This is a genomic window from Streptomyces lavendulae subsp. lavendulae, from assembly GCF_002803845.1.
Lineage (GTDB): Bacteria > Actinomycetota > Actinomycetes > Streptomycetales > Streptomycetaceae > Streptomyces > Streptomyces lavendulae.
The window spans coordinates 3,903,764-3,925,343 of the sequence record NZ_CP024985.1 but is presented as its reverse complement, the minus strand read 5'-3'; the positions used below and the strand labels follow the sequence as shown (position 1 = coordinate 3,925,343).

Sequence of the window (21,580 nt, the reverse complement as noted above, 5' to 3'; positions counted from 1 at the left end):
GGCTAGTCGGGCCCGGTCCAGTCGAAGGTGATGTGCTTGCTGGACAGGCCTTCGCGGCTCCAGCGGAAGCCGTGGGCATCGGCGCGGTCCACCGTCGAGCGGCCCCAGGTCGCGACCTGGCCCGGTCCGGTCTCCGCACCCGGCAGGTTCGTCGACTGGACGCGCGCGCCCTGCGGGGTCGTGGGTCCCGTGAGCGCGACCGCGCCCGCCTCGGCCCGGCCGGGCACCACGGCCCGCCAGCTCGCGAGGTCCTCGGCGACCTCGATCTCGATGGGGGCGAACTCCATGCCGCGCATTTCGGCGCCCATCATGCCCACCATCTCGGCGGGCCAGCTGCCCGCCTGCCCACTGAAGATCATCTGGAGCGCCTCGCGCTGGGGGCCGTCGGCGCGCTCGTCGACGAAGACCGCGGCGTACGTGTCCGTGTGCTCGGCCCAGATGTTGCCGACGAACGAGCTCAGCATCAGCACGTTCAGGCCGTCCAGCCCCACGTCGCCGTAGCGGCCCTCGCGGATGTGCCAGGCCAGGATGCCGTCGCAGTCGCCGTGGGTGGGCGGCTGCGCGAACGAGCAGGGGCAGGGGACGCTGCACTTGCAGGTGTCGAACCAGTCGCCCGCCACATGCCACCTGGGAACGGTCGCCGTCGTCTCGGACATCTCCCTGCCTCCTCGTGACCGTGCCGGGACGTCGGTCTCGGGAGGACGGCAGGGCCCCCGGGCACCATCGCCGGCCCACGCCCGGGTCGTACGGGGTATCCACCCCGATTGTCCCACCGCGTGGGCCACCCGGAGGAGGTGCTTTCCGCGTACACGCGTACCCGGGTACCTGTCTTCCCGGGTACCCGGCTACCCGGCTTCCCGCGCGCAGGCGCAGGTCCGCCGTGATGTGCTGGAGGGGTGCGCCTCGACCGGAAGGCCCTGTCACCCCCTCTGCGTCCGGCGAACCTGCAGTCGGCCCGGCAGCTCGCGTTCGCCTGGTCCGTGATGGCGTCGATCGCCCTCCTCGCCTGGGTGCTGGTGGTCGACCAGGCCCGCGGCATGGGGGTCGAGCCGGGGACCATGGGCATGGGCGTCCCGCTGTTCCTGCTGCTGTGGCTGGTCATGATGATCGCCATGATGTTCCCGTCGGTGGCCCCGGTGGCCCTCACCTGGGCACGGGCGATCGGGCGCCAGGCGCCCACGGGAGCGGTGCGGGCGGCGCGTACCGCCCAGTTCGTCGGCGGGTACCTGCTGGCCTGGACGGCCTTCGGCCTGATCGCCTACGGGCTCCTCGCCGCGACCGGCGCCCTGGTGGACGGGCACCCGGGCGCCGGCCGCTGGATCGGCGCCGGGGCCTTCCTGCTCGCCGGGCTGTACCAGTTCGGTGCGTGGAAGGACCTCTGCCTGCGGCACTGCCGGAGCCCGATGGGCCAGCTCGTGCGCTACGCGGGCTTCCGGCCCCGAGCCCGCGATCTGCGGGTCGGGGCCCACCACGGGGCGTACTGCGTGGGCTGCTGCTGGGGGCTGATGGTCGTGCTCGTCCCGCTGGGCGTCATGAACGTCCTGGCGATGGCCGCGGTCGCCGTGGTGATCTTCGTGGAGAAGCTCTGGCGGCTGGGCCCCGTCTTCTCGCGCGCCGTCGGGGCGGCCTTCCTCGTGCTCGCGGTACTGAGCCTCTTCCAGCCCTGGCTGCTGCCGGGCCTGATCCCGCCGCAGTCGCCCATGACGGAGATGCTGAGCCCTTAGGCCGCCGCCAACAGCACCTTCAGCAGGTCCTCGGGGGCGTCCCGCATCACGTTGTGGCCCGACGCGAGGGCGTGCGTACGCCAGGAGGGGTCCGCGGTGAGGCGGTCGTAGGTCGCGGTGAAGGGGGAGGCGCCGTCCCAGCCGGTGGCGTAGACGTAGTCCCGGCTGCGGAAGCCGTCGAGCCCGGCCTCCAGGCGGACGGCCTGGAGCAGGGAGGCCAGCGGGTGCGGGGTGGCCCGCGGGTCGAAGAACGGCAGCGGGGCGCTCGCGTAGCCCGTCTCGCCGACGCCGTTCAGGTACCAGCCGCGCTCCTGCTCGGTGACCAGGGACCAGCAGGAGTCCCCGTCGACGGGCACCATCGCGTCGACGTAGACCAGGCCCGCCACCCGTTCCGCGGCGCGGTCGGCGGCGCCGGTTATGACCATGCCGCCGTAACTGTGGCCGACCAGCACGGCGTCGGTGACCTGCTGCTCGGCGAGGACGCCGACCACGTCCTGGATGTGGGTGTCCAGGTTCACCGAGGAGCCGATCAGGTGCTTGCGGTCGCCGACCCCGGTCAGGGTCAGCGGGAACGCCTGGTGGCCGTGGGCGCGCAGCTGTCGTGCGAGCGGTTCGAAGGTCCAGGCGCCGTGCCATGCGCCGGGTACGAGGACGAAAGTGGTCATCCGGTTCTCCTGGGCGGTCGGGTCCGTCACGCGACGGACGCAACGATCCTGCCAGGCGCGCCGCCGATAGCGTTCACACGCATCCATTGCAACGATAGTGCTGCCGGGCGTTGCATTAAATTCAGACTCGTTGCAATGATTTCATAGCCTTGACCTGCATTGATGCCGATCCTGCGCAACGAGAGTGTTGCTGGATCCATGAACGCAACGTAGCTTTCAGTCATCGGAAAACGAGCTGAAGGAAACGACATCATGCAGAAGTTCGACACCCCCGCCCCGGTCGCCGCCGTCCTCGACATCCCCGCGGGACACATCCGGCTCATCGCCGCCGACCGGAGCGACACCACCGTCGAGGTCCGGCCCGCGAACGCCACCAAGAGCCGCGACGTGAAGGCCGCCGAGCAGATCACCGTCGAGTTCCGCGACGGCGTCCTGCACGTCGCCGCCGCACCGGCGAAGAACCGGCTGCTCGGCAACTCCGGATCCGTCGAGCTGACCATCCAGCTCCCCGCCGGCTCCCACGTCGAGGCGAAGGCGGCCGCCGCCGAACTCCGCGGCGTCGGACGCCTCGGCGACGTGACCTTCGAAGGCGCCCAGGCCACCGTCAAGCTCGACGAGAGCGCGAGCACCCGCCTCACCGTCCAGGCCGGCGACATCACCGTCGGCCGCCTCACCGGCCCCGCCCACATCAGCACCCGGCAGGGCGACCTCCGTATCGACGAGGCCCGCCGCGGCACCGTCGAACTGCGCACCGAGCACGGCGAGATCGCGATCGGCGCCGCCCGCGGGACCTCCGCCACCCTCGACGCCGGCACTGCCTACGGCCGCATCCACAACAGCCTCAGCAACGCCGACGGCGCCCACGCCGCCCTCGACATCCGCGCCACCACCTCCTACGGCGACATCACCGCCCGCAGCCTCTGATCCGCAGCCCCCGAAGGGAACACCTCTCATGACCGACCTGGCCATCGCGGCGAACGGGCTGCGCAAGTCCTACGGCGACAAGACCGTCCTGGACGGCATCGACCTGGCCGTCGCCGAAGGAACCGTCTTCGCCCTGCTCGGGCCGAACGGCGCGGGCAAGACCACCGCCGTGAAGATCCTCTCCACCCTCATCACCGCCGACGCCGGGCAGGCCCGGGTCGGGGGCCACGACCTGACCGCCAACCCCCAGGCCGTCCGTGCCGCCATCGGTGTCACCGGCCAGTTCTCCGCCGTCGACGGGCTGATCACCGGCGAGGAGAACATGCTCCTCATGGCGGACCTGCACCACCTGCCCAAGCCCGAGGGCCGGCGGGTCGCCGCCGAGCTCCTGGAACGCTTCGACCTCACCGCCGCCGCGAAGAAGCCCGCCTCCACCTACTCAGGCGGCATGAAACGCCGCCTGGACATCGCCATGACCCTGGTCGGCAGCCCCCGCATCATCTTCCTCGACGAACCCACCACCGGCCTCGACCCCCGCTCCCGCCACACCATGTGGCAGATCATCCGCGAACTCGTCACCGGCGGCGTCACCGTCTTCCTCACCACCCAGTACCTCGAAGAAGCCGACCAGCTCGCCGACCGCATCGCCGTCCTCAACAACGGCAAGATCGCCGCCGAAGGCACCGCCGAGCAGCTCAAACGCCTCGTCCCCGGCGGACACGTACGCCTGCGCTTCACCGACCCCACCGCCTACCGCACCGCCACCCACACCCTGCCCACCGCCACCGGGGACAACGAGTCCCTCACCCTCCAGATCCCCAGCGGCGCCACCCAGCACGAACTGCGCACCCTCCTCGACCACCTCCACACCACCGGCATCGAAGCCGACGAACTCACCGTCCACACCCCCGACCTCGACGACGTCTTCTTCGCCCTCACCGACACCGCGCACATCCCCCACCAGCCGACGGAGGCCACCCGATGAGCACCCTCACCCTCGCCCTGCGCGACTCCTCCACCATGCTGCGCCGCAACCTCCTGCACGCCCGCCGCTACCCCTCCCTCACCCTCAACCTCCTCCTCACCCCCGTCATGCTGCTCCTGCTCTTCGTCTACATCCTGGGCGACACCATGAGCGCCGGCATCGGCGGCGGCACCCCCGACCGCTCCGCCTACATCGCCTACGTCGTCCCCGGCCTGCTCCTGATGACCATCGGCAGCACCACCATCGGCACCGCCGTCTCCGTCTCCAACGACATGACCGAAGGGATCATCGCCCGCTTCCGCACCATGGCCATCCACCGCCCCTCCGTCCTCGTCGGACACGTCCTCGGCAGCGTCCTGCAATGCGTCACCAGCGTGGTCCTCGTCGGGGCCGTCGCCCTCGCCATCGGCTTCCGCTCCACCCACGCCACCGCCCTGGAATGGCTCGCGGCCTTCGCCCTCCTCGTGCTCTTCGCCACCGCCCTCACCTGGATCGCCGTCGGCATGGGCCTGGCCAGCCCCAACGCCGAGGCCGCCAGCAACTCCGCCATGCCGCTGATCCTGCTGCCCCTGCTCTCCAGCGCCTTCACCCCGGTCCACTCCATGCCCGGCTGGTTCCAGCCCATCGCCCAGTACCAGCCCTTCACCCCCGCCATCGAAACCCTCCGCGGCCTCCTCCTCGGCACCGGGATCGGCAACAACGCCTGGCTCGCCGTCGCCTGGTGCGTCGGCCTCACCGCCCTCGGCTACCTCTGGTCGACCGCCAGGTTCAACACCGACCCGAAGTAACCGCCGTGACAGCGCGGGCCACGCCCCGCACCCCGTCCCGCCCCAGGGGCGGCGTACCCCGCCACCGACGCGGGAGACGCCGCCCCGTCGGCGTTCTTCAGGCCCCGCCACCCCGGACGGCCCCGAGGAAGACGGCCCAGGCGGCGGGGGAGAGGGCGAGGGTGGTGCGGGGGGCGGGGCTGTCGGCTATCAGCACCCGGTCTTGGCGGGGCCTGGCCACGTAGACGCAGGAGCTGCCTTCGGCGCAGTACGAGGACCGCTGCCAGTCGGGTTCGGGCACGGGGTTCCCCTCACAGTTTGCGGGCGATGTCATGGATCAGGTCGCGGGTCCGCCCCGGTGGCAGGGCGACCGCGTCGAGCCGGTCGAAGAGCAGCCGGTACTTGGCCAGTTGGGGCTCGGCGTCGAGGAAGGCGAGCCCGTGCGACTGGTCCAGGTAGACGGTGTCGAGGCGGGGCACCGTCCCGTGGACGCAGTAGACGGACTGCCCGGATCCGGGGAAGGTGCCCACCGAGAACGGAATCACGCGCAGGGTGATGTGGCTGCGCTCGCTCATGTCGAGCAGGTGCTTCAACTGGGCCGCGAAGACGGCCGGACCGCCCACGGCGATGCGCAGGGCGGCCTCGTGGATCGTCGCCCGGTACGGGGTCGGGTCGTCCTCGTAGAGGACCCGCTGCCGTCGGACGCGAAACGAGACGCGGTCCTCGATGCCGGGCGGGGGGAGCGCCGGAACGGCCTGCCGGAAGACCTCGCGTGCGTGTTCGGGCGTCTGGAGCAGTCCGGGGACGTGCACGGTGATGGCGTCCCGGAGCATGCGCCCGTGGTGCTCCAGCTCCGCGAGGTCCAGCCAGGCCGCGGGCAGCCGGTCACGGTACTCCTCCCACCAGCCGGCTCCCTTGCGCTCGCCGGTCATCGCGATCAGCGCGTCGACCAACGCGGTGTCGGAGCAGTCGTAGTGGCGGGCGAGGATGCGGATCCGCTCGGGGCTGACGCCGAACCGTGCGGCCTCCATGTTGCTGATCTGGTTCGGCTTGATGCCGAGGAGCCCGGCGGCCTCGGCGGACGTGAGCCCCGCGCGCTCGCGCATCCGGCGCAGCTCGGCTGCGAAGCGCAGTTGACGCGCGGTGGGGCTGCTGCGAATGGGCATCGTGCGTTCCTCCGCGAGGAAGTGTCACCCACACGAGTGGGCGTTGCCTGCATTTAGCGCGAAGCGCCTAACTCATTAAGCGAACCTCTCTATCGTTGCTGTCAGGCCACCGCCTGGAAGAACCCCGCTCGACGGAGCGACCTGGTCACCGGGCGCCGCATGCACAGGGTCCAACTCTCCTCCTCGATAGGAGACTTCCATGGGCGCTACCGTAACTCCGTCCTGGGCCTACACCCTCCACCTCGCGCACGATCCCCGCGCCGCGGGCATCGCCCGGACCACCCTGCGGGCCGTGCTCCACCGCCACGGCATGACCGCTCTCGCGGACACCGCCGAACTGCTCACGAGCGAACTGGTGTCGAACGCCTACCGCCACACCCGCGGCCCCTGCGCGCTCCGGCTGCGGGCGATGGCCGCCGGGCGGCTGGGGGTCGGGGTCTGGGACACGGGTCCGGACATCCCGTCCCCCTTCGGCCCGGAACCGGCCGGGGACGCGGAGGACGGCCGCGGCCTGGTCCTCGTACGCCTCTGCGCGGACCGCTACGGCTCGTACCGCCTGAACGGGGCGCACGCGGGGAAGCTGCTGTGGGTCGAGTGCGTGTGACCGCGCTCAAGGCGTCTCTTCGGTCCAGCGGTTGAGGGTCTGGGTCTCGCCGTCGTGGGTGAGCCAGGTGCCGTCGCCGAGGGGGAGCAGGTAGCCGGTGGCGGGGGTGCCGGGGTAGGTGACGCGGCCGCGGACCTCCAGGGTGCGGGCGTCGAGCAGCCAGTGGCGGGACAGGGCCGGGTCCTCCTCGTCGTCGCAGTCGACGGTGGAGGCGATGACCGTGTCGGCGTCGACGAAGCCGCAGCCGTAGTCCCAGCAGGGCCGGTCCTCGTCCTCGTCCGCGTCGGCCGGGTCCGGGGATCCCGTGGCGAGGACGTCACCGTCCAGCGTGTGCAGGCGCAGGTCGCTCCCGTAGTGCTCGACCGTGAGGAAGCCCCGGTGGCCCGGGTGGACGTCCATCAGGATGCGGTCCATCGACTCGTTGAGGTCCCAGTCGACCAGCTGCGTGCCGTCCCAGCGGGCCCAGTGGAGCAGGATGCCGTCCTGGCCCATGCCGATGGACAGGCCCATGTGCACGCCGTCGGGGTGGGAGAGGTGGTGCGAGCCGGCGGCGGCGCTGTCCAGGGGCAGGCGGGCCAGCTCCCGCCCGTTCCCGGCGTCGAGGACGACCCAGTGCTCCTGTTCGCCGATCACGACGTGGGCCCAGACGGTCCGGCCGTCGTCCGAGACCCGGCAGGACCCGTGTTCGAGGCCCCGGCACACCTCCTGCTCGTCCCCGGTGTGCGGGTGACCGAGCTCGGGTCCCCAGCAGTCGTGCCGGTACTCCCAGAGGGTCTCCCCTCCCGCGCCGACGGCCCGGACGGCGCGCTGGCCCGAGAACACGGCGTACGAGGCGTCCGGACTCACGGAGTGGACCCCGCGGTCCCAGCCGGGCCAGGGCAGCGGGAAGGTGGCGGCCGGGGCGCGCTCGCCCGCGAAGAGCCCGTCCAGGTCGTGCACCTCCAGCTCGTGCCCGTGCGGCAGCAGGGCCCGGCGCGGGCCGCCCGCCCGGCTCTCGAAGCCGTAGCCGTTGACGAGGGCGCCGCCACCCGGCAGCACCACGGAGTCGCGCAGATGTACGGAGATCGACATGCCCCGAACGTAGCGACCCCCACTGACACCGGCCGCCCGCGCCCGCCTCAGGCCTCGACGCACACCCAGGAGTCCCCGGCCCGCAGCCACAACACCCCGTCCCGGCCCTGACCGCAGCGCCTAAAGCGTTTCAGGGGTTGTCGGAGCGGGAGGCGCGGCGGCATCCAGCGCCTGCAGGATCAGCTCCAGGCCCGCAGACGTGGCGAGGCAGAACTCCTGATCCTCCAAGAGCCGGGACTGCGCCTCGCTGAAGTTGTCCCCGCACCGCGCCGTCTCCTCGGTGAGGCGCACGGGAAGGATCAGCCAGTTCCTCTTGACCTCGAACCGCCAGTCGAGCAGGAGGGGTGCGTCACGCACCGTTTCCTCGAAGACGGGCCTGAACTCGTCATGAGGCTCGGTGAAACGCCAGCCCAGATGCGCCACCTGCAGGTACCCGAACTCATGACGCTCGACGGGCGACCGGTACCAGGCGAGCGGGGCGAAACGCCTGAGGATCGTCAGTGCGTACCGGGTACGATCTCGCGGGGCGTCCTTTTCGTCTCGTATGAGCATGCTCAGGTAGCGTCCGTCCGGGGCTCTCCGTCGTGTCGGAACTGATCGAGCGCGGTGACCACCACCGAGAGCAGCTCGGCGTCCGTCACATCACCGGCTTCCCGGAACGCCGGGTCGATCGGGTAGTCGTCCAGGGCGTAGAAGACTTGGTCCAGTCGGCGCGACAGGGCCTCCGCGACTCGCTCTCCATCGTTCAGCGCCCTTCTCCGGCAATTCAGCCACGCCTTGGCGAATTCCGGTGGGGAGACGGACCCCCGTGACAGGTCTCCCATCAGGCTCAGCTGTCGCCCGGTTGCCGAATCGTGTGGGACTTCTTCGGCTGTTTTCCACGTTCGCATACCGTTTGTCATTGCTTCCATGGTCACTCCTCAGGGTCGGAAGCGCTTCACTTGGCGTGCCATGTTCGGAGTGAGGTTGGACAGCAGGTCGATGATTTCGTTTGCCTCCTGCGCCAGTTCGGGGAATTCCTTCCATGTGTCAGGTTTCCGGCCGAGGACGGCTGACAGTAGGTCATCGTCGTAGAAGCCACCCCGATTGTGGTCGTCCACCGTGTCGCGCAGCACCTTCAGTGCGAGGGGAAGTGTCCAGCGGAGTCCGACGTCCTGCCCGATCAACCTCCCCAATTCGTAGGCCGACAGACGGCTGAGGGGGCGCCGTCGAAGGGTGTACACAGCCTGGACCAGCCCTGTGGAATCCTCCGGAGGGTTTCCCCAGTCGTCCCCCTCCAGTTCCTGGATCGAGCGGTCGGGGTTGAAGTCGATGGGCACGGCTCTCGTCCTTTGCGGATGGGTACGGGTTGCCGCCGATCGCGGCGTCGGCCGCGGGAACGCCGCAGGGGGTGGCAGGCCCGGGGGCCGGCCACCCCCTGGGGGTGGGAGCGGGTGGTCAGCCCTTGCTGACCGCCGTGAGGATTTCCGGGAGGGTGCGGGCCACCCTCGGGGCCGCCAGGCGCAGGCCCGCCCAGGTGGACAGGGTGCCCCAGGCGATGCCGGCCGGGAGGAGGATCCAGCGCAGCCCGTGCAGGTCGTCGGCGACGTTCAGCCAGATCGCCAGGGCGATCACCGGGGAGCAGATCGCCGCCGAGGCGAACATGCCGATGAAGATGCCCATCCAGGCCAGGCCGGCCTGCCCCGGGGCGACGTTCTTGAAGGCGCCGTCCGACGGGATGGAGTACGGGTAGTGCGCGGAGGCCAGTGCGCCCGTGCACAGCATCGCGCCCACCACGGCCAGGGAGACGCCCAGGCCCCCCGGGAAGCCGGCCCAGTCGCCGAGCAGGCCGGCGGTGACGGCCGTGACCAGGGCCGTGTACGGGACGGTGACCAGGGCCAGGGCGGCCGCCCGGGCGCGCAGTTCCTCGTACGCGTCACGCGGGCCGGAGATGGTCTGCGCGACCATCCAGAAGGCGGAGGTGTCCTGCCCGAACTGGTTGTACATCTGGACGCCGAGCATCCCCGCGCCGAAGCAGGCCAGGTACACGGACCCGCTGCCCTGCAGGGCGTTGAAGACCGGGATGATCATGCCGACCGCCAGCGCGGTCACCCAGGCGGCCTTCGTCTTCGGGTCGCGCACGGTGTAGCGCAGGGTGCGCTGCATGACCGCGCCCGTGCGCCCGGCCGGAAGGAAGGACCAGACGCCGCCCGCGCCGTCCCGCACCTTGCGCGGCGCCGCGGCCACGAGGGTCGAGCCGTCCGGGGTGACCATCAGCTTCGTCAGGCTGCGCTCCCAGAACCACAGCAGCCCCGCCAGCGCGGCCAGGGTCAGCAGCAGCTGTCCGGCCGCCTCCGCGTACGCGCCCCGGCCGGCGGAGTCGACCATGCCGATGGCCGTCGCGGGCGGCAGCCACCGCACCACGGCCGCGGCCGGCTCCAGTTCGCCCAGGCCGCCCTGCTGGAACAGCCGCTGGCCGCCGAAGTTGACCGCCTGCCCGCCGACCGCGATCAGCAGCCCGCTCAGCAGCGCGAGGTCGCGCCCCTTGCGGCTGGACAGCAGCCGTACGTTCGCGGTGGCCATGGCGCGGGCGAGCGCCACGCAGCCGAGGAGCAGCAGCGGTACGGCCACCACCGCCGCCACCGCGCCGGCCGCGCCGCGGGCCACCGCCACCACCGAGCCGACGGCCAGGCAGAGCGTGAACAGCGGGCCGATGCCGACGAGCGAGGAGGCCAGCAGGGCCCGTACCAGCGGACGCGGGCGCAGCGGCAGCATCACGAGCCGGCTCGGGTCGAGCGTCTCGTCCCCGGTGGGGAAGAACAGCGGCATGAAGGTCCAGCCGAGGGCCAGGAGCGCGGCCAGCAGCACGACGGCGGTGGCGGCGTGGGCGTGGCCGTGCAGCATGGCCAGGCCCAGGGCGGCGAAGAGGCCGACGACGAGGCAGAAGACCAGGTTGCCGATCCAGACGGCCCTGCGCTTCGAGGAGCCCTTGAGGCCGTTGCGCAGCAGCGAGAGCTTCAGCCGGACGAACAGCGGGGTGAGGGAGGCCTCGGCGGCTCCGCTCACGGGAGCCGTCGCGGTCAGGGTGCCGGTGGCGCTCATCGGGCGCCGCCGAGCCAGTCGAGGGAGTCCCCGGCACCGCGGTCCTGCGCGCCGACCAGTTCGAGGAAGGCGCTCTGCAGGGAGGGCGCGGAGCCCCGTACGTCGGCCAGCGGGCCGGCGGCGCGGATCTGCCCGGCGGCCATCACGGCCACCCAGTCGCAGAGCGATTCGACGAGCTCCATCACGTGGGAGGAGAACACCACGGTGGCGCCGGAGGCGGTGTAGCGCTCCAGCACCCCGCGGATGGTCTGCGCCGACACCGGGTCGACGCCCTCGAACGGCTCGTCCAGGAAGAGGACTTCGGGGTTGTGCAGGAGCGCGGCCGCCAGGCCGATCTTCTTGCGCATGCCCGTGGAGTAGTCGACGACCAGCTTGTGCTGCGAGCCCGCGAGGTCCAGGACGTCGAGGAGCTGCGTGGCCCGCTTGTCGGTCTCCTCGCCGGGGAGCCCGCGCATCCGGCCCATGTAGCCGAGCAGTTCGCGGCCGGAGAGGCGCTCGAACATCCGCAGGCCTTCGGGCAGCACGCCGATGCGCTTCTTCACCTCGACCGTGTCGGCCCACACGTCGTGGCCGGCGACGATCACCCGGCCCATGTCCGGGCGCAGCAGCCCGGTGATCATCGACAGCGTGGTGGTCTTGCCGGCGCCGTTGGGGCCGACGAGCCCGATGAAGCGGCCCGCGGGCAGCTCCAGGTCGATCCCCCCGACCGCGACCTGCTCGCCGAAGCGCTTCCACAGTCCCTCTACGCGCACCGCAGCGGTGGACGGCGCGGGTCGCGCGCCGTCCGTACCGTTCGTGCCGCCTGCCGCATAACCCTGGTCCGGCATGCGCCTGCCTCTCGTTCTGATCCCCGTGGTCCTACTTTCCTCACGATAGGAGGACGGGGGAGAGGGGCGGCAGTTACGAATGTCATGAACCGGCGGACACGAATGTCAGGCCTGGCGGCGCCCCCGGGAGGCCGCGGCCTCGCTGCCGCACGCGTACGCGAGGGCGTCGATCAGCTCCTCGGTGTCCGGCAGCCACCGGTTCGCGGGAGTGGGCTTGCGGGCCCACTGCACCGGCCCCTTCCCGCCGAAGCGGGTGGGCGGCGCGGCCACGTACTCGCCCTCGCCCCGCGCGACGAGGTCGATGGCGTGCGGGAGCCAGCCCAGCTTGCGCACCAGGTCCGTCACCTTCGCCCCGGCACCGGGCAGGACGAAGAACAGCATCCGGTGACCGGGGGTGAGGGTGACCGGCCCGAGGGTGCGCTGCATCCGCTCCAGCCGCGCCAGCGCGAGGAAACCGGCGGAGTCGGGGACGTCCAGCGCGTCGAAGGTGCGGCCCGTCGGCAGCAGGATCGAGGCGCCGGGGTGCTTCGCCCAGATCCGGCGCACGCCGACCGCGCTGCCCGTGGCCAGCCCCGCCCAGTCCTTCACTGCGGGGTGCGCGCCGGGTGCCGGGCAGTCCGCCGCACCGCAGGAGCACACCTCGCGGCCGTCGCCGTGCTCCAGCCAGGTGCCCGCGAAGACGTCCCAGTGCCGCTCTTCCACGTACCGCACGGCATGGTCCAGCAGCTGCTCCCCCCGCTGCTTGGGGATGGGCGCGGTCTCCGTGACTCCGATGGTCTCTTCCACGCCCATCACAACTCCCGCTGTCACCGGGGGTTACGGGCGTAAACCAGCCGGTGGGCGGTGCATCGATCCTGCACGCGGGGCGCACCGGTGCATGTACGGGGGCGCGTAGGAGGCCGGGGCGCGGACGTTGGGTAACGACACGACGCAGAGACGAAGATTCTCCGCACATCAGGCGGGAAGTGATCATTCCATCGCTCTCCCGTGGCTTCAGGGGGTTTTCAATGGCAGCCAGGCCTCTCGTCGCCCGTCAGCCGAACGAACGGCTGCAGGCGCTCATCCAGGAAGCCGGGTGCTCCAACGCCGGGCTAGCCCGGCGCGTCAACATGTGCGGGGCCGAGCACGGCCTCGATCTCCGCTACGACAAGACCTCCGTGGCCCGCTGGCTGCGCGGCCAGCAGCCGCGCGGCCGGGCGCCCGGCATCATCGCCGAGGCCCTCGGCCGCAAACTCGGCCGTACCGTCACCATCGACGAGATCGGCATGGCGAACGGCAAGAACCTCGCCTCCGGCGTGGGCCTGCAGTTCTCCCCGACCGTCGTCGGCGCCATCGAGCAGGTCTGCGAGCTGTGGCGCAGCGACGTCGGGCGCCGCGACTTCCTCGCCGGTTCGAGCGTGGCCGCCTCCGCGCTCGTCGAGCCCAGCCGCGACTGGCTGATCACCGGAGCCGACCCGCAGGTGGCCCGCAACGGCGGGGCCCGGGTGGGGATGTCCGACGTGGAGGCCGTCCGCGCGACGACGCAGGCGCTGACCGAGCTCGACCACCGCTTCGGCAGCGGGCACGTACGCCCCGTGGTCGTGCACTACCTCAACTCCGTGGTCTCCGGGCTGATCGGCGGCTCCTACCGGGAACCGGTCGGGCGGGCCCTGTTCGCGGCCGTCGCCCGGCTCACCGAACTCGCCGGGTACATGGCCGTGGACACGGGCCAGCCCGGCCTGGCCCAGCGCTACTACATCCAGGCCCTGCGCCTGGCCCAGGCCGCGGGCGACCGCGCGTACGGGGGCTACGTGCTGGCCGCGTCCATGAGCCACCTCGCCGCCGAGCTGGGCAACCCGCGCGAGATCGCGCAGCTGGCGCGGGCCGCCCAGGAGGGCACGCGGGGGCAGGTCACCCCGCGGGTGGAGGCCATGTTCTACGCCGCCGAGGCGCGCGGGCACGCGCTGCTGGGCGACGCCCGCGCCACGGCGGTGCTGTCGGGGCGGGCGCTCACGGCGCTGGAGCGGGCCGAGCCGGAGTCGGGGGACGACCCGGTGTGGATCCGGCATTTCGACCAGGCCTACCTGGCGGACGAGCTCGCCCACTGCCACCGGGACCTCGGCCAGGCCGAGGCGGCGGCACGGCGCGCGGAGGAGGCCCTGCGCGGGCTGCCCGCGGCCAAGGCGCGCCGTCGGGCGATCGGGCTGCTGCTGCTGGCGGCGGCGCAGGTGCAGCAGAGAGAGGTGGAGCAGGCCTGCCAGACGGCCACGACGGCCGCCGAACTGCTGGGCACGCTGAGGTCGCGGCGGGGTGCGGAGTACCTGGAGGACTTCCGCGCGCGGCTGGAGCCGTACCGGGAGGAAGCGGCCGTCAGGGAGTTCGGCTCGCGGCTGGAGGCTCAGGTGGCCTGACGGGCCCGTGGCGCGACCGGGTAGCGTGGTCCGACGTTCCGTTGGTTCCGGAAAGTCGGAGAAGGCAGAGGAGTCCCGGTGACGACGCAGAGCGGACAAGGGGGCGTCCCCCGGCCCGGGGCGGCGGATCCGGCACGGCCCGACGCGGACCCGGGTCACCCCGGGCAGCCGGGTCCGGCGGCGGGAGAGCCGTGGGGCGCGCCCGCGCCGTACGGGCAGCCGACGCAGCCGCAGCCTCCGGCGTACGGGGAGGGGCAGTACGGTCAGGAACCGTACGGTCAGGAACCGTACGGCGGGCAGCCGCAGTACGGGCAGCAGCAGGGACAGCCCGCGTACGGATACCCGCCGCAGGGGCAGCCCGCGTACGGGTACCCGCCCGAGGGGCACGTCGTGGGTCCGGGCTTCGAGGGGCCGGGCCAACCGCACGGCTACGGCTACCCGCCGCTGCCCGACGCGGCCACCCAGTACATCCCGCCGGTTCCGGCAGGTGGCGGGCACCCGGGGGAGGCCGCGACCCAGTACATCCCGCCGGTCCCGGCAGGTGGCCCGCACCCCGGTGAGGCGGCCACCCAGTACATCCCCCCGGTCCCGGCAGGCGGTGCGCACCCGGGTGAGGCCGCGACCCAGTTCATCCCGCCGGTCCCGGCAGGTGGCCCGCACCCCGGTGAGGCGGCCACCCAGTACATTCCCCCGGTCCCGGCAGGTGGCCCGCACCCCGGTGAGGCGGCCACCCAGTACATACCGCCCGTCCCGGCCGACGGCGCGCACCCCGGTGAGGCGGCGACGCAGTACATACCGCCCGTCCCCGCGGCCCCGGGCCCCCCGCCCGTGGACGGCTTCGACGCGTTGTTCCGGGCCGACGAGGGCATCGCCGCGGCGCCCACCCAGGCGATGTCGTCGGTGACGGCTCCGGCCCCCCGGCGTACGCCGCCGCCCGCGCCGCCCCAGCAGTACGGACCGCGCCGGCCCCAGCAGAGGCAGCCGCAGCCGCCCCAGCAGCAGTACGCGCCGCCGCCCCCCGCCCCCGCCCCGGCCCCGCGCCGGGTGCCGCCCGCGGTCATCGCGGCCGGGGTCTTCGGACTGGCCGTGGCCGGACTCGGGGTGGGCGCGCTGCTCAGCGACGGCAAGGCCTCGAACAGCGACCCGGGCGCCGTGGCCCCCGCGAGCACGGGCTCCGGAGCCTCGGGCGCACCGGTGGGGGAGGCCCCCGTGGACCCGGCCCGCCCGCAGGCCGTCCAGCTGGACAAGCTCCTCGCGGACAGCAACGACAGCCGGGCCTCGGTGATCAAGGCCGTGGACGACATCAAGGACTGCAAGAACCTCGGTCAGGCGGCCCAGGACCTGCGCGACGCGGCCCGCCAGCGCGAGGAGCTGGTCACCCGGCTCCAGGAGCTCAAGACGGACCAGCTCCCGAACCACGCGAGGCTCTCGGCCGCCCTCACCAAGGCCTGGAAGGCCTCCGCGGACGCCGACAACAGCTACGCGGACTGGGCGGACGACGCGGGCCACGACAAGGGCGGCTGCAAGGACGGCAAGGCCAAGGCCACCGACAACGCCGCCGACGGCAACAAGTCGAGCGGTGAGGCCACGAAGGCCAAGCAGACGGCGGCGGCGCTGTGGAACCCGCTCGCCGTCAAGTACGGCCTCACCCGCCGCGACACGTCCGAGCTGTGACCGGGTGATCAGGCCGAGCGGGGAGCCTGTTCCAGGGTCGAGGTCATGTCCTGGGCAGGCTCGCCGGGCTGGTCGACGATGCGGCCCGCCCGGACGATCTGGAAGCTGACCCGGCCGTTGACCAGGCGGGGGAAGCCCGCCACGGCCCGCATGTCCTGGTAGCGCCAGCTGAGGTCGGGGGTGAGGCCGGCCGTCTTGACGCCCTCGGACTCGTTGAGCGCCCGGGCCACCTTGCGGGCCGTGACGTCCTCGTCGGCCTTGAAGCGCTGCACGATCTCGTTCAGCACGGTGTACGCGATCCAGGTGGTCTGGGCCCCGCTGTCGTCGGGGTCGACGGTGTCGTCGCCGAACGCCTGCTCGGTGATCACCTTCCGCATCGGGGCCCACAGCGGGTCGGTCGAGACCGGGTACCAGCTGGTGACGAAGGCCCCCTCGAAGGGGCTCTCCTTGCCGCCGGTGCGGTCGACGAGGGCCTGGCTGACGCTGCCGAGGACGGAGGCGATCTGCGGGTCGCGGTGCTGGGTGTCGAGGCGGCGGAAGGCGTCGAAGAAGGTCTCGGTGCGCTCGCCGAGGACGGCCGTGACGCAGGGCTTGCCCTCCTTGGGCGCGGAATCCTTGGCCCCGCCGGCCCCCGCTGCCCCGCCGGCCCCCGCTGCGGCTCCGGCCCCCGCTGCGGCTCCGGCCCCCGCTGCGGCTCCGGCCCCCGCTGCGGTTCCGGTCCCCGCTGCGGCTCCGGCCCCCGACCCCGCCCCCGCGTCCTTGGCGCCGCCCTTCGCCGTGTCCTTGGCCGGGCCGCCCGCCGACCCGTCGGCCAGCGCCTCGCGCGCCTGCGGGGTCAGGTCCGCGGAGTCCTCGGCGGCCCGGATGTCGGAGGCGTCCGGCATCTTGTTGGCCCGCAGCCCCGCGTTCAGCAGGACCGGCATGGTGTCACCGGCGAGGGTGTCCGGGCGTACCAGCGACACCTGGGCGCAGGCCTTGCCCAGCTGGTGCCCGGCGCCGGCGAGCAGGGCGGGCTGGCCGCCGTTGACCGGGTAGGACAGGGGGCTCTGGAACTCCTCGGAGGAGACCCCGTAGCCGCCGATGAAGGGGATGCCCTCGGCCTCCAGCGGGGCCATGAAGGCACGTCCGTGCTGGCTGTACGAGCCGACGACGGCGACGGCCTTCTCGGCGATGGCCTGGCGGGCGCAGTCGGCGGCGCTGGTCGGGGTGTTCTTCTCGTTGCAGGTCAGGACGCGCAGCTTGTGGCCGTGGATGCCGCCGTTGGCGTTGACCCAGCGTTCGTAGGCCTTCGCCATGCCGGGCATTCCCGGCATGTTCGTCGCTTTCGTGCCCATCGGTGCGAACGTCATGACCGTGAGGGTGCCCCCGGAGCCCCCCGAGCCCCCGGGGAGCACCCCGCACGCGGTGGTCAGACACGCGCCCATCGCCGAGGCAAGGAGCAGACGGGACAGGGCAGTTGCGCGTCGGCGATCGGTCATGTCCACCGACCATTCCGCTCGCCGGGGAACTGGATGGTGAGGTGTACACAACATTGGGTGACGCCCAGGTGAATTGCTGGGGAGTCGTCCTCCACAGGCGCTTCAAGATCGGGACGCGGGGGAACGTACGATCGAAAGCGTGACATTCGCCCAAGGTTCGAAGAACTCTTCCCGCCGCGGCGGCCGCTCCTCCACCATGGGCGGCATGCCCCTCAACGACATGCCGTGGTGGCGCTGGCGCGCGAACGTGCGCTCCGCGCTGCACATGCTCTCCGACCCGGTGTTCCAGGAGGAGGTCTGGCTGACCGGCGCGGAAGGCTACGGGGACGTCACCGACGCCGTGTACCGGCTCGTCGAGGACACCTGGCTCGACAGCTGGTCCGCCGACAAGTACGTCGGCACGATCTTCCGGGACGCACAGGAGGCCGCCCTCGTGGACCTCGCCGTCCTGCGGGTGCTGCGGATCCTGCACCAGGTCGGCCCCGACGCCCCCGTCTCCACGTACCTGGAGCACCACGCCTGGCCCGAGGCGGTACGGGCCGCGCGCGAGGCGCACGTACGGATGGCGACGGCGGACGGGGAGGATCCGGACGAGGCGCCCACCTCGGTCGACGTACTGAGGATGCTCACCCGCGCGGTGTGAAAGGCTATGCCGTCATGAGCGACCCGCAGCCCGAGGCCACTGCCCAGCCCCAGTACGTCCTGACCGTGTCCTGCCCCGACAAGCAGGGCATCGTGCACGCCGTGTCGAGTTACCTCTTCATGACCGGCTGCAACATCGTGGACAGCCAGCAGTTCGGAGACCGGGAGACCGGCCTCTTCTTCATGCGGGTGCACTTCGAGGCCGAGCCGGCGGTCACCGTGGAGAAGCTGCGCGCGAGCTTCGCCGCGATCGGCGACTCCTTCCGTATGGACTGGCAGATCCACCGCTCCGACGAGCGCATGCGGATCGTCCTCATGGTGTCGAAGTTCGGCCACTGCCTGAACGACCTGCTGTTCCGCTCGCGGATCGGCGCGCTGCCCGTGGAGATCGCGGCCGTGGTCTCGAACCACACCGACTTCGCCGAGCTGGTCGGCTCGTACGACGTGCCCTTCGTGCACATCCCGGTCACCAAGGACACCAAGGCGGACGCCGAGGCGCAGCTGCTCGAACTGGTCCGCGCGCAGGACGTCCAGCTCGTCGTCCTCGCCCGCTACATGCAGGTGCTGTCCGACACCCTGTGCAAGGAACTGAGCGGGCGGATCATCAACATCCACCACTCCTTCCTGCCGAGCTTCAAGGGCGCCAAGCCCTACCACCAGGCGCACGCCCGCGGTGTGAAGCTCATCGGCGCCACCGCGCACTACGTGACCGCCGACCTCGACGAGGGCCCGATCATCGAGCAGGAGGTCGAGCGCGTCGGCCACGAGGTCACGCCCGACCAGCTGGTCGCCATCGGCCGCGACGTGGAGTGCCAGGCGCTCGCCCGCGCGGTGAAGTGGCACAGCGAGCACCGCGTCCTGCTGAACGGCAGCCGCACCGTCGTCTTCGCCTGACGGCGCACCGAGCGAGCCCGCGCGGCGGGCCGGGCGGACACCGCCCGGCCCGCCGCGCGCGCTGTCACGCGTCGGGTGCCTCCACCCCGCAGTAGCCCGCGAAGGCCGCCAGGATCTCGTCCTCGGAGATCAGGCCGTCGCCGTCCGCGTCCAGCGCCCGCGCCACCGGGCCGGCCAGCTCCGGCGCGGTGCCGAGCACCCGCAGGACGCGGGCCGCGGCCGTCGGGGTCGCGGCGCCGGTGCCGTCCTCGTCCGCCACCGCGATCACCGCGGCCAAGAACGGGCGCGCGATCTCCGCGAACCGCTGCGGACTGTCCCGCAGCCGCTTGGCCGCCCCGGTGACGAACTCCTCCCGGGACACCCGCTGGTCCCCGTCCACGTCGGCGATCCCGGCCATCCCCTGCCAGAACGCCTCCGCCCCGTTGAAGACGGCCTGGCCCTTGTCCGACCGCGCGGTGGTGCCGAATTCGGCCAGTACGGCCCTGGCCGCCGTACTGAAGTCCTCCCGATCGATGTAGCCGGATCCGTCCTGGTCGAAAGTGGCGAATCGGGCGGCGATCTTGCGCTCGTATTCTGCGCTGTCCATATGCGGAGTTCCGCCTTCACGTGTGCGAGGGAGTGCAGTTCAAGACAGGCAGGAGCGTAAGGCCTCGGTGGCCTGAGCGTTAAGCGAAGCGGTCAAGGAGGTGGCCGCATCGAACCCGCGCACGGGGAGCGCGGCAGGGCGCGTACACCTGTGCCAACGGTGGCCCTAGCACGTAAGGCGTGGTCCGCGGACGGGGTTCGCCCAAAACAGGCGCGTTCCATCGGTTGCGCACTACATTTGACGGGTCGGCACACGGCGGGAGGCGGCATGGCGAAGGACGTTCCACCGCGTTGGGACCGCCGCATGCAGCAGCGTCTCGCGCGCGGTGAGGCCGCCGCGCTCGGCGAGCTCTACGACCGCTTCGCCTCCCTCGTGCACGGCCTGGCGCACCGGGTGCTGGGCGACGAGAAGGCCGCGGACCGGATCACCCGCGAGGTCTTCGGCTACATCTGGGAGAACCCCGACGCCTACGACCCCAAGCAGGGCTCCATGCGCTCCTGGGTCGCCCGGATCGCCCAGGGCCAGGCCGTCGCCCGGCTGCGCCAGGTCGAATTCGGCCGGGGCTCCCACGAGGAGCTGGAGCAGAAGGTGCGCAGCGCCAACGCCGCCGCCCGCGCCGACTACATCGTCACCTCCATGCCCGCGCCGCTGCGCGCCGCCCTGGAACTCGCCTACTTCAAGCGGCGCGACTACCGGCAGGCCGCCGCCGACCTGCAGATCAGCGAGGACGAGGCGCGCCGCCGGCTGCGGCTCGGCCTCCAGCTGCTGTCGACCGCCAACGTCCTCCCCCGGGAGGACCCTGCCCCTCGCGGATACGGAACCACCTGATGACCGCCCCCTCCGAAGGCACCCCCGAAGGCACCCCCGGCGAAGCCCACGACGCGGCCCACGACGCGGCCCACGAGTACGCGGCGGGCCGCGCGCCGCGGATACCGGGACCCCGCCCGGCCGGTGACGACCTGGAACCGCCCGAGCCGGTGCCCGCACCGCCGCCCCCGCACCGCGTACTGAAGTCCCTGCTCGGAGCGTGGGCGCTCGCCGCCTGCTCCGCCGAGGAGACCCAGGCCGTGGAGGACCACCTCACCGAGTGCGCGCCCTGCGCGGAGGAGGCGCTGCGGCTGCGGGACGCCGTGGGGCTGCTGCACCCCGAGGAGACCCTCGACCTCAAGCCGCTGCTGCGTTCGCGGGTGCTGGAGGACTGCCTGGGCAGGCGCCCCGCCCGCATCCCGGTACCGGTGTGGGCGGGCCCGTACGACACCGAGACCGCGCGCCTCGACGCGCTGCTGCGGGACTTCGGCGAGGCGGAGTGGGACACCCCCGTCCGGCTGAAGTGGTTCCAGGAGGAGCGCCGCCGCACCCGCCGGACCACCGTGTCCGGGGTGATCGGCCACCTGCTGACGGTGGACGGGCTCGTCGCCACCGCCCTCGGCCTCGACGATCCGCTGGGGCCGCACGCACCCCCGGGCGGACCCGCGGGGCGCACGGAGCACTTCTGGAGCTCCGACGCCCGCCCGGGCACCGGCGCGGTCCGCGACCCCTGGCGGGAGCAGGGCCACACCCTGGTCCGTACGGTCTCCTTCGCGGGCCGGGGCGCCGCCGAACTCGCCGTCGACTACGGGCCCTTCGCGCTGCCGCTCGCCGACGCCTTCCTGGAGCGGGCCTTCGAGTGCTGGGTGCACGCCTCGGACATCGCCGAGGCCGTGGACTACCCGTACGGGCCGCCGTCGGGCCCGCACCTGCACCGCATGATCGACCTCGCGGCGCGGCTGCTCCCCACCGCCCTGGCGGGCCGCCGGCGCTCGGGGCTGGCGGCGCCGCCGCGCGGCCTGGTCGCGGCGGGCGCTCCGGGGCGGACCCTGCACCTGGAGATCGAGGGGGCGGGCGGCGGCTCCTGGGACATCGCCCTGGACTCCCCGGCGGCGAAGCCGTCGCGGGAGCACACGGTGGCGGAGGTCGCGCTGGACGGCGTCGAGTTCTGCCAGCTCGCCGCCGGGCACATCTCCCCGGAGGACGCCGCCGTCGGCCAGACCGGCGACCGCGAGGCGATCCGCGACGTCCTGTTCGCGGCGGCTTCGCTGAGCCGGCTGTAGGGGTACGCGCGT

The 21,580-nt window shown here is 72.4% G+C and carries 25 protein-coding genes; 11 read left to right on the top strand and 14 right to left on the bottom strand.

All coding sequences use genetic code 11. The annotated features are described in order from the left end of the window. Positions 1-2: 2 nt before the first annotated feature. Entirely contained in the window at positions 3-656 is a 654-nt protein-coding gene (locus SLAV_RS16980; RefSeq protein ID WP_030241398.1) for a DUF1326 domain-containing protein, read from the bottom strand. A gap of 240 nt (positions 657-896) precedes the next feature. On the opposite strand from SLAV_RS16980, the gene SLAV_RS16975 reads away from it, so the two are divergent. Further along, positions 897-1,724 carry a DUF2182 domain-containing protein gene (locus SLAV_RS16975; RefSeq protein ID WP_030241402.1) on the top strand — a complete coding sequence of 276 codons (828 nt, stop codon included), beginning with the start codon at positions 897-899 and terminating at the stop codon, positions 1,722-1,724. Here the strand turns inward: SLAV_RS16975 and SLAV_RS16970 are convergent. Together SLAV_RS16970 and SLAV_RS41035 are read right to left on the bottom strand one after the other, a co-directional pair. After that, positions 1,721-2,389, bottom strand: a complete 669-nt coding sequence (locus SLAV_RS16970; RefSeq protein WP_030241403.1) for an alpha/beta fold hydrolase — start codon at positions 2,387-2,389, stop codon at positions 1,721-1,723. The genes SLAV_RS16975 and SLAV_RS16970 overlap by 4 nt on opposite strands. A gap of 26 nt (positions 2,390-2,415) precedes the next feature. Continuing rightward, the gene (locus tag SLAV_RS41035) at positions 2,416-2,589 is read right to left on the bottom strand and encodes a hypothetical protein (protein WP_158741005.1); all 174 of its coding nucleotides are present in this window, start codon (positions 2,587-2,589) and stop codon (positions 2,416-2,418) included. 52 nt (positions 2,590-2,641) lie between these two features. On the opposite strand from SLAV_RS41035, the gene SLAV_RS16965 reads away from it, so the two are divergent. From SLAV_RS16965 to SLAV_RS16955, 3 genes are read left to right on the top strand one after another with little or no spacing between them, the layout of a single operon-like run. Then, positions 2,642-3,313: a DUF4097 family beta strand repeat-containing protein gene (locus tag SLAV_RS16965; RefSeq protein ID WP_030241406.1), complete on the top strand. Its 672-nt coding sequence runs from the start codon at positions 2,642-2,644 to the stop codon at positions 3,311-3,313. Between the two features lie 28 nt (positions 3,314-3,341). Then, complete coding sequence (locus SLAV_RS16960) at positions 3,342-4,298, top strand: ATP-binding cassette domain-containing protein (RefSeq protein ID WP_100660901.1); 957 nt, start codon at positions 3,342-3,344, stop codon at positions 4,296-4,298. Next, complete coding sequence (locus SLAV_RS16955; protein WP_030242446.1) at positions 4,295-5,086, top strand: ABC transporter permease; 792 nt, start codon at positions 4,295-4,297, stop codon at positions 5,084-5,086. Before SLAV_RS16960 ends, SLAV_RS16955 begins: the two co-directional genes overlap by 4 nt. 97 nt (positions 5,087-5,183) lie before the next feature. Here the strand turns inward: SLAV_RS16955 and SLAV_RS16950 are convergent, their stop codons facing one another. After that, positions 5,184-5,366, bottom strand: a complete 183-nt coding sequence (locus SLAV_RS16950; protein ID WP_030241730.1) for a DUF397 domain-containing protein — start codon at positions 5,364-5,366, stop codon at positions 5,184-5,186. Positions 5,367-5,376: 10 nt separating this feature from the next. Further along, the gene (locus SLAV_RS16945) at positions 5,377-6,231 is read right to left on the bottom strand and encodes a helix-turn-helix domain-containing protein (protein WP_030241728.1); all 855 of its coding nucleotides are present in this window, start codon (positions 6,229-6,231) and stop codon (positions 5,377-5,379) included. A 199-nt stretch (positions 6,232-6,430) separates the two neighbouring features. Here SLAV_RS16945 and SLAV_RS16940 point away from each other — a divergent pair, with 199 nt between their 5' ends. Continuing rightward, the gene (locus SLAV_RS16940; protein WP_030241725.1) at positions 6,431-6,835 is read left to right on the top strand and encodes an ATP-binding protein; all 405 of its coding nucleotides are present in this window, start codon (positions 6,431-6,433) and stop codon (positions 6,833-6,835) included. 6 nt (positions 6,836-6,841) lie between these two features. Here SLAV_RS16940 and SLAV_RS16935 read toward each other — a convergent pair whose 3' ends face one another. The 7 genes from SLAV_RS16935 to SLAV_RS16905 all read right to left on the bottom strand — a co-directional run bounded on the left by SLAV_RS16935 (position 6,842) and on the right by SLAV_RS16905 (position 12,606). Beyond that, positions 6,842-7,906, bottom strand: a complete 1,065-nt coding sequence (locus SLAV_RS16935; RefSeq protein ID WP_030241724.1) for a hypothetical protein — start codon at positions 7,904-7,906, stop codon at positions 6,842-6,844. 120 nt (positions 7,907-8,026) lie between these two features. Further along, a complete protein-coding gene (locus SLAV_RS16930; protein ID WP_030241722.1) occupies positions 8,027-8,458 on the bottom strand; it encodes a hypothetical protein in 432 nt (143 codons plus the stop codon). A gap of 2 nt (positions 8,459-8,460) precedes the next feature. Next, positions 8,461-8,817: a colicin immunity domain-containing protein gene (locus SLAV_RS16925; RefSeq protein ID WP_106979802.1), complete on the bottom strand. Its 357-nt coding sequence runs from the start codon at positions 8,815-8,817 to the stop codon at positions 8,461-8,463. A gap of 9 nt (positions 8,818-8,826) precedes the next feature. Continuing rightward, positions 8,827-9,225: a contact-dependent growth inhibition system immunity protein gene (locus SLAV_RS16920; RefSeq protein WP_051841550.1), complete on the bottom strand. Its 399-nt coding sequence runs from the start codon at positions 9,223-9,225 to the stop codon at positions 8,827-8,829. Positions 9,226-9,343: 118 nt separating this feature from the next. Further along, positions 9,344-10,987 (bottom strand): hypothetical protein, encoded by a 1,644-nt coding sequence (locus tag SLAV_RS16915; protein ID WP_030241718.1) that lies wholly within the window; start codon positions 10,985-10,987, stop codon positions 9,344-9,346. Then, positions 10,984-11,814, bottom strand: coding sequence for an ABC transporter ATP-binding protein (locus tag SLAV_RS16910; protein WP_030241716.1), 831 nt, complete (start codon positions 11,812-11,814; stop codon positions 10,984-10,986). Before SLAV_RS16910 ends, SLAV_RS16915 begins: the two co-directional genes overlap by 4 nt. A 105-nt stretch (positions 11,815-11,919) precedes the next feature. Next, positions 11,920-12,606, bottom strand: coding sequence for a bifunctional DNA primase/polymerase (locus tag SLAV_RS16905; protein ID WP_030241713.1), 687 nt, complete (start codon positions 12,604-12,606; stop codon positions 11,920-11,922). A 215-nt stretch (positions 12,607-12,821) separates the two neighbouring features. Between SLAV_RS16905 and SLAV_RS16900 the strand changes: the two genes are divergently transcribed. Both SLAV_RS16900 and SLAV_RS16895 read left to right on the top strand, forming a co-directional pair. Beyond that, positions 12,822-14,204: an NsdA family TPR-like regulatory protein gene (locus SLAV_RS16900; protein ID WP_030241711.1), complete on the top strand. Its 1,383-nt coding sequence runs from the start codon at positions 12,822-12,824 to the stop codon at positions 14,202-14,204. Positions 14,205-14,282: 78 nt separating this feature from the next. Next, complete coding sequence (locus SLAV_RS16895; protein WP_234333972.1) at positions 14,283-15,878, top strand: hypothetical protein; 1,596 nt, start codon at positions 14,283-14,285, stop codon at positions 15,876-15,878. A gap of 8 nt (positions 15,879-15,886) precedes the next feature. Here SLAV_RS16895 and SLAV_RS16890 read toward each other — a convergent pair whose 3' ends face one another. Then, positions 15,887-17,356: an ABC transporter substrate-binding protein gene (locus SLAV_RS16890; RefSeq protein WP_030241707.1), complete on the bottom strand. Its 1,470-nt coding sequence runs from the start codon at positions 17,354-17,356 to the stop codon at positions 15,887-15,889. A gap of 196 nt (positions 17,357-17,552) precedes the next feature. Between SLAV_RS16890 and SLAV_RS16885 the strand changes: the two genes are divergently transcribed. Both SLAV_RS16885 and purU read left to right on the top strand, forming a co-directional pair. Further along, entirely contained in the window at positions 17,553-17,999 is a 447-nt protein-coding gene (locus tag SLAV_RS16885; protein ID WP_030241704.1) for an SCO4402 family protein, read from the top strand. 14 nt (positions 18,000-18,013) lie between these two features. Continuing rightward, the gene (purU, locus tag SLAV_RS16880; RefSeq protein ID WP_030241701.1) at positions 18,014-18,892 is read left to right on the top strand and encodes a formyltetrahydrofolate deformylase; all 879 of its coding nucleotides are present in this window, start codon (positions 18,014-18,016) and stop codon (positions 18,890-18,892) included. Between the two features lie 64 nt (positions 18,893-18,956). Here the strand turns inward: purU and SLAV_RS16875 are convergent, their stop codons facing one another. Next, positions 18,957-19,478, bottom strand: a complete 522-nt coding sequence (locus SLAV_RS16875; protein WP_100660900.1) for an EF-hand domain-containing protein — start codon at positions 19,476-19,478, stop codon at positions 18,957-18,959. Positions 19,479-19,745: 267 nt separating this feature from the next. On the opposite strand from SLAV_RS16875, the gene SLAV_RS16870 reads away from it, so the two are divergent. Then, positions 19,746-20,306 (top strand): sigma-70 family RNA polymerase sigma factor, encoded by a 561-nt coding sequence (locus tag SLAV_RS16870; RefSeq protein ID WP_030241695.1) that lies wholly within the window; start codon positions 19,746-19,748, stop codon positions 20,304-20,306. After that, positions 20,306-21,568 (top strand): maleylpyruvate isomerase N-terminal domain-containing protein, encoded by a 1,263-nt coding sequence (locus SLAV_RS16865; RefSeq protein ID WP_106979801.1) that lies wholly within the window; start codon positions 20,306-20,308, stop codon positions 21,566-21,568. The genes SLAV_RS16870 and SLAV_RS16865 overlap by 1 nt, the downstream gene beginning before the upstream one ends. The last annotated feature ends 12 nt before the right edge of the window (positions 21,569-21,580 follow it).